We start from the raw sequence: 10,575 nt of genomic DNA, 5'->3' as shown, positions 1-10,575 counted from the left end.
TTGAAAAATCAGATATACAGAAAGCGAGTAAGGTGAGATCTACTAAAGGACTGAGTCTACATGTTTATGGACGATTAGCCGCAGCCTTTATAACACTAATATTTAACTCTTGATTCGCATAATTAAGTAAAAATGTCACGTTTAACCATTGGCATTTTTTTATTTTTATAAAAAATAAGTAAATGAGTCATCAGATACCTAAAGATACGTTTCTGTTTTTAAAAAAACTAGAAAAAAATAACAATAGAGATTGGTTTAATGAGCATAAACCAGAGTTTAAAGCTGTAGAAGGAAAAATAAAAGCGACTTATAATCACCTAGGCGAGTTAATGAATATTCACGATACTATTGATAAAACCAAAGTATTTAGAATCTATAGAGACGTTCGTTTCTCGAAAAATAAATTACCATACAAAACACACTTTGGAGGTTCATTTCATCGAAAAAAACCAGAATTAAGAGGTGGCTATTATTTACACGTTCAGCCTAATAATGAGTCGTTTATAGCTACTGGCTTTTGGGAGCCAAATAAGGAAGACTTAATGCGAATTAGAAAAGAATTTGAATTGGACTCAGACGAAATTCGGGAGATATTGAACAAAAAGACCTTTAAAACTATATTGGGAGATTTTGTAGGTGAAGAACTTAAAACAGCACCTAGAGGCTTTGATAAAACTCACCCAGATATAGATTTAATACGCAAGAAACAGTTTGTTTTTACTAAAAACTACACCGACAAAGAGGTTTTAGCAGATGGTTTTATAGAAAATGTAAATAATTCTTTTAAAGACGCACGTCCATATCTAGATTACATGAGTGATGTATTGACAACTAACCTTAATGGCGAATCCTTGCTTTAAATCACCTTTAAATATTCTGGCTTTACAAAGGCTTGAACGCTATCTAAAAGACGCTCCTTTACAATATTCATCATGCGCTTATTTAATGCTGAAGAATTCTGAATATAAGCATTGTACTCCTCAACAGTAAACTGCCCGATAATCATACCCTTAAGAGAGTTTCTAAACTTCATATCTTTATGAATAGCGTTTTCTATGTACGCTAATTGTTTTGTTAAACTCAAATCATAAAACACATTCTTACGCTTTGTGATGTAATTTTTAAAAACTGATAATAACAAACTATGCTGCATTTTCACAATAGGTCTAAGTGTTTTGTTCTGAAACGCTTCGTCGCTAGACATTGTATCGTAAATTTTAGCAGATGGTATTAAAGGTCTAATGTCCAGTAAATCTTTAGTTCGGGAATCCATATCTAAGAGAATTAATTAATGCAAAATTAAATGTAATCATTAAGCTAGTATGATATTATTTGTGGTATTTATCTTTTTAACGGTCTTATTAACATTCGTAATTTCTAGTAAAGTAAAGCTTCAGTTAGTATCTTTATCTTAAAATAAATAATATGAAATTTGGAAGTGTTGATAACCCAGAGGATATAGACTTTACATTGCCTAAAGACCATCCCAAAACTATTGATGTTCTCAAGGTAAATACATCTAAAGAATTTAATATTTTTGTGGGCTGTGCCAAATGGAATAAAGCAGACATCAAAGGTTTTTATCCACGCGGTACTAAGGATAAGTTAGAGTATTATTCAAGGCAATTTAACTCTATCGAGCTTAATGCAACGTTTTACAGGATTTTTCCACCAGAGCAATTTGAAAAATGGTATAATAAAATACCAGATGATTTTAAATTTTTTCCAAAATTAAACCAAGAGATTAGCCATTGGAAACGTCTGAATGAAGATATAAATCCGGTGGTCGATAATTACTTAAACAGTGCTATTAATTTGAAAGAAAAACTAGGCTGCATCTCTTTGCAAATGCACAGCAACTTCTCACCCAAAGATTTTGATAGAGTTATAAATTTTGCTGAATCTTGGTCAAAAGAAGTTCCCTTGGCTATTGAGTTTAGACATACCGATTGGTATAATGACAAGTCAGTTGCTAAAGATTTATACCAACTCTTAGAAGAAAATAACATCTCTAATAATTGTCGATTCTGCAGGAAGACGCGATATTATGCACACGCGTTTAACTAATTCTAGGGCTTTTATTCGATATGTTGGAGCTAATCATCAAAGTGATTACAGTAGGCTAGATGATTGGGTAGAACGATTGAAAATTTGGAAAGACGCTGGTATCAATGATATAAATTTCTTTGTACATCAAAATATTGAAAAAGAATCGTCTTTACTTTCAGCATATCTTATCAAACAATTAAACTCTAAACTAGGAACAGATTTAAAAATTCCTAATGAAGAACAACAACAAAAATTACTATAAAATATAATGAGATTTCACACAAGAAAATGGGTAAAACCCGAAGACCTTAATCCCAACGGCACCTTATTTGGTGGAAGATTGCTTGCATGGATTGATGAAGAAGCAGCACTTTATGGCGTTATTCAGTTAGAAAACAAACACATAGTTACTAAGTATATGTCCGAAATCAATTTTAATAGCTCTGCAATAACAGGCGATATTATAGAAATTGGTATCGAAGTTGTAAAATTTGGTAAAACATCTCTGGTACTTAATTGCGAAGTCCGTAACAAAATGACTCAAACTACAATTATCACAGTCGATAATATTGTTTTGGTCAATCTAGACGAACACGGCAAACCTTCACCTCATGGAAAAACAGAGATAGAATATGTAAAAGACAGATTGGGTAATAATTAGGTTGTCGAATTATTTATTGTTAATTCAAAAATTTCTAGGTCAAAATAATCTACAGCAGCTAAAACATGATCAAAAATATCGCCAACAATGTATTCATAGTTTACCCAGCGTTGGTCACTACTAAAGGCATAAATTTCTAAAGGGATACCTTGAGGTGTTTGCTCTAGCGGACGTACCATTAAAGTCATTTCTTTATTTATTGCAGAGTGATTTTCAATGTATTCTTGGAGGTACTTACGGAAGACTCCAAAATTGGTTAGGTTTCTACCATTAATCAACACAGATTTATCAATATTTCGCTCCGTATTATCTGCTTTTATAGATTTTGAGCGTTGAGTTAAATAACCAGTAACCAATTGAATATTCTTTAAACGTTCGATATCATCATCTTTTAAGAACCGTATAGTTGAAGCCTTTATAATAACCGAGCGTTTGATACGTCGTCCGCCAGAACTAGACATGCCTCGCCAATTTTTAAATGAGTCAGAAATTAAAGCGTAAGTAGGTATAGTTGTAATAGTCTTATCCCAATTTTGAACCTTTACAGTAGCCAGCGTAATTTCAGTAACATCACCATCAGCGCCGTATTTTTCAAAAGTTATCCAATCGCCAATACGCACCATATCATTAACTGTGACTTGAATACTTGCTACAAAACCTAAAATACTATCTCTAAATACTAAAATGATAAGTGCAGAAACAGCACCTAGACTTGTAATAAATTCCCAAAATGAAATTCCTGTAATAATGGCAAATACGGAAAAAATAGTCAGGAGCCACATAAATATCATAAATACTTGCACATAGCTATAAATAGGCTTGTCTTTATAACGCGGTAATATTTTTAGGTAATCTCTTATAGAGTGCAGTATGGATTTAACGATGTTGAGCGTTAAAAAGATGGCAATTACCTTTAGCGATTTTTCTAAAATATTTTCTACATACAAAAAGTCTGAAAAAACTTTAGGCACAAATTCAATTATGATTATTAAGGGAATAATATGAGCAACATTCCTTGGGAGCTTATTTTTTATTAAAATGTCATCAAAATCTGTTTTAGTACGTTTAGCAATACCAGTAGAAACCCTCCATAATAGACGTTTTGTGATGTAATCTATTATAAAAGCTACGGTAAGAAGGGCTACTAATAGCAATAGCATATTTAAGTACTTAGCTGTACTTTCAGAAAATCCTTTTTCTATAAATATGTCGTATAGGTAGTGTTTCATTTGTTGAATAATTTCAAGTATAAACCTAAGGAATTTAAGCTATGCTTTTTAGGATTTAAGATATTTCTTTTCAACATAAAAAGTCCCAAAAGGAATAATGGAAGCGACCAGAACAATTAAAAAATCTTTTTGATTCCATTTAATGTCTGGCCTTAGCCAAATCGCTAAAACTACATAAGCTAAAAACAAAAGACCGTGTGGCATTCCCAATAGTTTTACATATTGTGGATCACCATATAGATATTTTATAGGTACTGCCACAAAGAGTAAAAGTAAATATGAAACACCTTCTAAAAACGCTATAAGTCTAAAAAAAATTACCATTATATAAAATCAATTAATTCACTTGCAAAAGTACTTCAGAATAGTAGATTTTAAAGCCATTTTAACAGCTTTTAAGAAATGATTAAAAACTAAAATTCTATTATTTATATTTACACTTTCTAACCTAAATTAACAACGATTTTTTAATGATTTTTTTAAGAAAACATCTCGCTATAACCCTTTGTTTATTGTTGGTTTTAAGTTTTAATTTCACAGCGGCACAATCTAAACGTAAACGTAAAAAAGATGCAAAAACTGAACAAGTAAAACCTAAGGCTACAGATAAAAAGAAAGGAAAAATTAAGGATTACGATAAAGTAATCACAAAAGATGCAGTTACTGATGAGGGATTATTCAAAGTTCATCTTGTTGATGAGAAATACTTTTTTGAAATACCAAATGATTATCTAAATACGGATATGTTATTGGTGAGTCGTTTTGCTAAATTACCATCAGGGCTTGGAGGTGGTTATGTCAATGCTGGATCAAAAACAAATTCGCGTTTGATAAGATGGGAGCGTTTTAAAGATAAAATTCTAATAAAAGAAAAATCATATAGTGCTGTTGCTTCAGACAGTTTGCCTATAAATATTTCTGTACAAAACAATAATTACGAACCTACTTTATATGCTTTTGATATTCAAGCTATCTCTAAAGATTCAACAGCTATTGTTATTGACGTAAGTTCTTTTTATGGTACCGACGTTAAGGCCATAAGTGGATTACCTTCAAGATTCAGAAAACAGTATAAGGTTAGAAATTTAGATAAGTCTAGGAGTTTTATTAATTCAGTGAAAAGTTTTCCAGAAAATATAGAAGTCATTCAGGACTTTACCTATAATGCTACAGAACCACCTTCTGGTTTTGGCACTGAAACTATAAGTATACAGATGAATCAATCTATGATTCTGTTGCCTAAAGATAAAATGCAGCCTCGTTATTTTGATGAGCGTGTAGGCTGGTTTACCTTAAGCAAATATGACTATAGTAGCGAAAAATTGAAAGCTGACCTAAAAACCTACATTCGTCGTTGGCGATTAATCCCTAAGGACGTTGAGGCGTACAAAAGAGGTGAATTAGTAGAACCTATAAAACCTATAGTTTATTATTTAGATCCAGCAACACCAGAGAAATTTCGTTCTTACATGAAAGAAGGTGTAGAGCTATGGCAAAAAGCTTTTGAAGCTGCTGGTTTTAAAAATGCAATTATTGCTAAAGACCCACCAACTAAAGAAGAAGACCCAGATTTCAGTCCAGAAGATATTCGTTATTCTGTTATTCGCTATGTAGCAAGTACCACACGTAATGCTACTGGGCCAAGTGTTTCTGACCCTAGAACTGGTGAGATTATAGAGAGTGATATCATTTGGTATCATAATCATTTACGTTCATACCGTAATCGTTACTTGCTAGAAACAGGAGCTGCTAATCCTTCTGCTAGAACATTAGATACACCAGAAGGTGATATTGGAGAAATGATGAAAATGGTTATTGCTCACGAGGTTGGTCATACCTTGGGTTTACCTCATAACATGGCTGCAAGCTACGCTTATGACGTAGAAAACTATCGTGATGGTGCATTTACTCAAAAAAATGGTATTGCTGCCACAATAATGGACTATGCACGTTATAATTACATTGCTCAGCCTGGTGACCAAAATATTAGGTTTATTCGCCAATTAGGACCATATGATGATTATGCTATAAACTTTGGATATCGCTATTACCCTGAAGCTAACTCGGCTGATGATGAAGTTGAAATATTAGATAAAATGGTATCCGCAAAAACGGGGGACCCAAAATACGCTTTTGGCAGACAAGGAAGCCGTTTCGACCCAAGGTCACAAACCGAAGATATAGGTAACAATAGCATTAAAGCGAGTACTTACGGTTTAAGTAATCTTAAGATTGTAGCAGGAAATTTACCAAAATGGACGAGTGACCAAACTAACGATTATAGTGATTTAGCTGAATTATACGGAGAAATGCTTGGCGTTTGGAACAGATATGTTGGTCATGTAACAACACATATTGGAGGTGTTTATGAGGATACAAAGAATCCTTCTCAATCTGGTGATGTATATTCCATGGTGCCAAAAACGCAACAAAAATTAGCGATGCAATGGCTACATAAAAATGCGTTTACAAACCCAACATGGTTAGTTGATAAAAACATTTTAAACAAAATAGATTATGCCGGTTACACAGAGCGTTTACGAGGCATACAAGCAAGACACCTAAACCGTATTTTGAGTTTTGAAACTATAGGTCGATTGATTGATTACAACGCTATGGACGCTACTAATTATTCTGCCTTAGAGATGATGCGTGATTTGCGACAAGGTATTTGGTCTGAGGCGCGTTTAGGTCAAAATGTTTCAGTTTACAGAAGAAACTTGCAGCGAGCTCACATTGATCAACTTGAAATGTTAATGACTCAAGACATGAATAGAGCTCGTTCACGTAAATATTACAATGTAAACCAGTCTGATGTAAGAGCTTTAGTTAGAGGTGAATTAAACGTTCTAAAGAATCGTTTAAAATCTACTGCTAATTCTGCAGTAAATACTATAACTAAATACCACTATAGAGATGCTATTGCTAGGATTGACAATATCCTTAACCCTAAATAGGTTGTAATAATAATGAATAGACAGAATTATAAAATACACATTATTGGCGCTGGTATCAGTGGCTTAATTGCCGCCAAAACATTAGAGCAACACGGCTATAAACCAACAATCATTGAGGCTACGAATAGCGTAGGTGGACGTGTGAAGACCGATGTTGTCGATGATTACCAATTAGACCGCGGCTTCCAAGTTTTGCTTAATGCCTACCCAAAGGCTATTGAACATTTAGATTTTAATAAACTCGATTTACAGGAATTTTTGCCAGGCGCTACCATATTTTTGAAAGGAAAACAACAAACTATTGGCGATCCGTTACGAAATTTAAGTTTACTGTTACCTACTTTATCCGCCTCAATCGGAAATTTTTCAGATAAGTTGAAAATATTAAAGTTAAACTCAGCTTTAAAGAAAAAATCTATTGAATCTATTTTCGAATCTAAAGCCATGTCAACTTTTGATTACCTTAAGGGTAAAGGGTTTTCAGATGCTATTATTGCAAAGTTTTTTAGACCATTCTTCTCTGGAATATTCTTAGAGCCTGATTTAAAGACATCAAGCAGAATGTTTGAATTTGTTTACAAGATGTTTGGTGAAGGTTTAGCCGTATTACCTAAAAGTGGTATTGGTGCCATTTCAGAACAATTAAAATCGCAATTAAAAAGAACGGATTTTATTTTTAATACAAAAGTAAAATCGGTTAATGATAGATCGATTAGGCTCTCTAACGGAAATACTATTGACACGGATTTTTCTATTATAACCTCAGGAGCAAGTTATTTGATAGATAATCTCAACAATCAAGATATTAATTGGAAATCCTGCTATAATCTCTATTTTGAAACTGAAAACAAAACAATCTCCAAACCTTTAATTGGATTGGTAGCTGATGGAGATAGCTTAATAAACAATATTTTTTATCATAATTCATTAGAAACCACGCAAACAGGCACTAAAGAACTATTGTCAGTAACGGTTGTTAAGTCGCATGATTTAGATGAAAAGGCATTAACCAAAAGAGTAGAAGCAGAGTTGGCTTCAAAATGTGATATCTATGTTTCAAAACATCTTAAAACGTATTATATTAAACAAGCGTTACCAGATATAGATGACTTACAATATGATATTTCACCAACCGAAACACAAATTAAGCCGACTATTTTCTTGGCTGGAGATTATTTACTTAACGGTTCCTTAAACGCAGCTATGATTTCGGGAGAGAGAGCGGCACAAGGCGTTATTATGAGTTTGGAAGATGGACTAGTAGTCGAGAATTTAACTTCTGAATATATTTAGAAACATCGTTTTTAGCTTTTAATCGTAGATTAACCATTACGCAATGCGTTGTTTAACCTAAATCTATATTATGTAGCTACAAAAAAACTCCAGCTTTATTAGCCTTACAAGCTATTACTTTCACTAATTACTCTCAAAACACAACTCTAAAAGACTCTAAATTTGCCTTAGGTTTTCCGCAGGACTAAATCGAGGACTAGTCTTTAACTTTGGTATTACTGCACTAAGACCAGTAGAGAGTTTACCTATAGACTTTAGATTCGGGATTGGTTATACTAGCTTAGATCCATGTAATTCTGCCGATGCCAGACGTATACTTATCAATAATGCCACAAATGGTATTCTTGAGGAAAAAGGAAAAGCTTTTGATTATCGATGAGATACATTATGGGATGCTAATTTATTCAATCTTGAAAAGTGATACATTATTTTTGGTCCTAGATATTCCAGTTTTAGAGGTAATTTTAAATATGTTGGAGATAATGAAGATTTTGATGTCACTTCCTGATAATTTGGTTTGGGACTAGGAGCAGAAACACATTTCAAAATAAATAACAAGTTACATCTAACGGTTGCAGCCAGACTTGATTACTTCTTCAACAGTACATTAAAAGGGCATGATACGTCTTGCAGTCCCGATGATGATAATGTAAATCCGAGAAATGACAATGAAAATGATGATGCACAATTCACATTTAAGGATGCAAATAAAGCGATAAACCAACCAAGTTTAATGCCTAGATTAATGTTTGGACTTTTATATCAGTTATAACGCATAACGTTCTAAAATCTCTAAATTAGTAAATTCTAAAGCTTTTGCGTGTGTTGCATTTAAGTCAATCTTAGGAGCTACGCCTGCCTTTTCGGCTTCTAACCATCGCGATATACACAAGCACCATTTATCGCCAGCTTTAAGACCTGGAAATTGCCATTGCGGTATTGGTGTTGTAAGATCGTTGCCTTTTAACTGAGTATATTTTAGGAACTCATCAGTTATTAATGCGCATACCACGTGCGTCCCTGTGTCTTGAGGCATTGTACGACAAAAACCGTCTCTAAAATAGCCTGTCATTGGCTCATAACAACAAGAGATTAGTGGTTTTCCGTAGACATTAAGAGCTTGCATATTTGGGAATTTGTTAAGGTTTATTACTTGTAAAAATACGTATTTTTGCAATGAAAAGTTGAAAAAGAAATAGCTTATAATGGCCAAAAAAAAACCCGATATGGTAGTTTACGATGAGGAAAAAGAACAGTACAATGCTGCCTTTTTACCTTATGCAACGAGTTTTAGTGCCCCTCAGATTAAGGCACCTAATACCGGAAGCTGGAAAAACTCTCAAATCTACAAGGCTAATAAACATTTAAAAGCCAAGTACGAAGTTTTAAAAAAAGAGTACGAATCTTTAATGCAAGTACTTGATTATAACGAACTTATCACAAATTCTAAGTTTTCTTTTGAACCAATAATTGGAGAAATATATCATTTATACAACAATGATAAATTACAACCTTTCCTTTCTATTATCAATCCCGACACTTGTAATTTTGAATACCTTGGAAGCTTCAGGTTAACCTCAGATTACCTTTGGGAAAAAATCGAAAACACTACAGAAGTAGCAGTGTCAAAAAAGTAAATGGTTAAGATATCTTTATTTTATAGAGAAAAAGTCCTTGATTAATGGTATCTTTAGCCAAATTTAAAAAACAGTTTAAGGTAATACATGGGTAGATCACAACAGACATTTAGTAAAAGTGAAAAAGAAAAAAAACGTTTAAAAAAGCGCGAAGATAAACGTAAAAAAATGGAGGCGCGTAAAGCTGAAAAAGAAGCTAATGGTACTGATGGTATCCCAATAGCGTATGTAGATTACAACGGTAACTTAACAGATACGCCACCAGATCCAGAAAATAAGATTGAAATCGAAGCAGAGAACATAGAGGTAAGTATCCCTAAAACATTACCAGGTGAGAAAGAAGAATTTGACCCAATCCGTAAGGGAAAAGTAAATTTCTTCGATTCTTCAAAAGGTTTCGGATTTATTATTGATGAAGAAAATAATGAAAAATACTTCTGTCACGTGAGTGGTTTAATTGATGAAATCACAGAAAACGACAAAGTAGAGTTTGAGCTAGAAAAAGGACAACGTGGTATGAATGCCGTTAAAGTAAAACGCGTTTAACTACTGCATTATAACACAAAAAAAGCTAGCATATATTTGCTAGCTTTTTTTGTGTTATGAAGTCTGTTATTATTGATTTTGGCTATATTCTAATATATGACTGAATTAGTACTTGTTCTCCATAATTCCCAAGCGGATTGCCCTGTAATGGCATATAATGCAAACTCCTTTAGGCGTTGATTATTATTCTTAATCCGCTCAAG

11 protein-coding genes and 1 pseudogene are annotated in these 10,575 nt (G+C 33.2%); 8 read left to right on the top strand and 4 right to left on the bottom strand.

Going from position 1 to position 10,575, the window contains the following annotated elements:
* Window positions 1–182: 182 nt before the first annotated feature.
* Window positions 183–860, top strand: coding sequence for a DUF2461 domain-containing protein (locus tag HKP48_RS08185; RefSeq protein ID WP_296344698.1), 678 nt, complete (start codon window positions 183–185; stop codon window positions 858–860).
* Here the strand turns inward: HKP48_RS08185 and HKP48_RS08180 are convergent.
* Window positions 857–1,273, bottom strand: a complete 417-nt coding sequence (locus HKP48_RS08180; RefSeq protein WP_296344696.1) for a glyoxalase — start codon at window positions 1,271–1,273, stop codon at window positions 857–859. The genes HKP48_RS08185 and HKP48_RS08180 overlap by 4 nt on opposite strands.
* 152 nt (window positions 1,274–1,425) lie before the next feature.
* Between HKP48_RS08180 and HKP48_RS08175 the strand changes: the two are divergent.
* Both HKP48_RS08175 and HKP48_RS08170 read left to right on the top strand, forming a co-directional pair.
* Window positions 1,426–2,311: pseudogene (locus tag HKP48_RS08175) on the top strand (DUF72 domain-containing protein).
* A 6-nt stretch (window positions 2,312–2,317) separates the two neighbouring features.
* Complete coding sequence (locus HKP48_RS08170; RefSeq protein WP_296344694.1) at window positions 2,318–2,710, top strand: hotdog domain-containing protein; 393 nt, start codon at window positions 2,318–2,320, stop codon at window positions 2,708–2,710.
* Here the strand turns inward: HKP48_RS08170 and HKP48_RS08165 are convergent.
* The gene (locus HKP48_RS08165; protein ID WP_296344692.1) at window positions 2,707–3,939 is read right to left on the bottom strand and encodes a mechanosensitive ion channel domain-containing protein; all 1,233 of its coding nucleotides are present in this window, start codon (window positions 3,937–3,939) and stop codon (window positions 2,707–2,709) included. The genes HKP48_RS08170 and HKP48_RS08165 overlap by 4 nt on opposite strands.
* A 48-nt stretch (window positions 3,940–3,987) precedes the next feature.
* Window positions 3,988–4,263 carry a DUF3817 domain-containing protein gene (locus HKP48_RS08160; protein ID WP_296344691.1) on the bottom strand — a complete coding sequence of 92 codons (276 nt, stop codon included), beginning with the start codon at window positions 4,261–4,263 and terminating at the stop codon, window positions 3,988–3,990.
* A gap of 146 nt (window positions 4,264–4,409) precedes the next feature.
* Here HKP48_RS08160 and HKP48_RS08155 point away from each other — a divergent pair, with 146 nt between their 5' ends.
* The 3 genes from HKP48_RS08155 (at window position 4,410) to HKP48_RS08145 (ending at window position 8,961) form a co-directional block, all read left to right on the top strand.
* On the top strand, window positions 4,410–6,896 hold the full coding sequence (locus HKP48_RS08155) for a zinc-dependent metalloprotease (protein ID WP_296344689.1): 2,487 nt from the start codon (window positions 4,410–4,412) through the stop codon (window positions 6,894–6,896).
* Window positions 6,897–6,908: 12 nt separating this feature from the next.
* The gene (locus HKP48_RS08150) at window positions 6,909–8,189 is read left to right on the top strand and encodes an NAD(P)/FAD-dependent oxidoreductase (RefSeq protein WP_296344686.1); all 1,281 of its coding nucleotides are present in this window, start codon (window positions 6,909–6,911) and stop codon (window positions 8,187–8,189) included.
* 517 nt (window positions 8,190–8,706) lie between these two features.
* The gene (locus HKP48_RS08145) at window positions 8,707–8,961 is read left to right on the top strand and encodes a hypothetical protein (RefSeq protein ID WP_296344684.1); all 255 of its coding nucleotides are present in this window, start codon (window positions 8,707–8,709) and stop codon (window positions 8,959–8,961) included.
* Here the strand turns inward: HKP48_RS08145 and HKP48_RS08140 are convergent.
* A complete protein-coding gene (locus tag HKP48_RS08140; protein ID WP_363928608.1) occupies window positions 8,956–9,339 on the bottom strand; it encodes a DUF2237 domain-containing protein in 384 nt (127 codons plus the stop codon). The two genes, HKP48_RS08145 and HKP48_RS08140, sit on opposite strands and share 6 nt — an antisense overlap.
* Before the next feature lie 55 nt (window positions 9,340–9,394).
* Between HKP48_RS08140 and HKP48_RS08135 the strand changes: the two genes are divergently transcribed.
* A complete protein-coding gene (locus HKP48_RS08135) occupies window positions 9,395–9,826 on the top strand; it encodes a DUF2452 domain-containing protein (protein WP_296344680.1) in 432 nt (143 codons plus the stop codon).
* 87 nt (window positions 9,827–9,913) lie between these two features.
* A complete protein-coding gene (locus HKP48_RS08130; RefSeq protein ID WP_296344678.1) occupies window positions 9,914–10,372 on the top strand; it encodes a cold shock domain-containing protein in 459 nt (152 codons plus the stop codon).
* Window positions 10,373–10,575: the final 203 nt, after the last annotated feature.

This window comes from Winogradskyella sp. (assembly GCF_013042245.1).
Classification (GTDB): Bacteria; Bacteroidota; Bacteroidia; order Flavobacteriales; family Flavobacteriaceae; genus Winogradskyella.
This window is presented reverse-complemented; position numbering and strand designations above follow the sequence as displayed.

Bases quoted from the DNA above. Each gene is read 5' to 3' on its own strand.
- HKP48_RS08185 (WP_296344698.1), top strand. From the start codon at position 183: ATGAGTCATCAGATACCTAAAGATACGTTTCTGTTTTTAAAAAAACTA.
- HKP48_RS08180 (WP_296344696.1), bottom strand. From the start codon at position 1,273: ATGGATTCCCGAACTAAAGATTTACTGGACATTAGACCTTTAATACCA.
- HKP48_RS08170 (WP_296344694.1), top strand. From the start codon at position 2,318: ATGAGATTTCACACAAGAAAATGGGTAAAACCCGAAGACCTTAATCCC.
- HKP48_RS08165 (WP_296344692.1), bottom strand. From the start codon at position 3,939: ATGAAACACTACCTATACGACATATTTATAGAAAAAGGATTTTCTGAA.
- HKP48_RS08160 (WP_296344691.1), bottom strand. From the start codon at position 4,263: ATGGTAATTTTTTTTAGACTTATAGCGTTTTTAGAAGGTGTTTCATAT.
- HKP48_RS08155 (WP_296344689.1), top strand. From the start codon at position 4,410: ATGATTTTTTTAAGAAAACATCTCGCTATAACCCTTTGTTTATTGTTG.
- HKP48_RS08150 (WP_296344686.1), top strand. From the start codon at position 6,909: ATGAATAGACAGAATTATAAAATACACATTATTGGCGCTGGTATCAGT.
- HKP48_RS08135 (WP_296344680.1), top strand. From the start codon at position 9,395: ATGGCCAAAAAAAAACCCGATATGGTAGTTTACGATGAGGAAAAAGAA.
- HKP48_RS08130 (WP_296344678.1), top strand. From the start codon at position 9,914: ATGGGTAGATCACAACAGACATTTAGTAAAAGTGAAAAAGAAAAAAAA.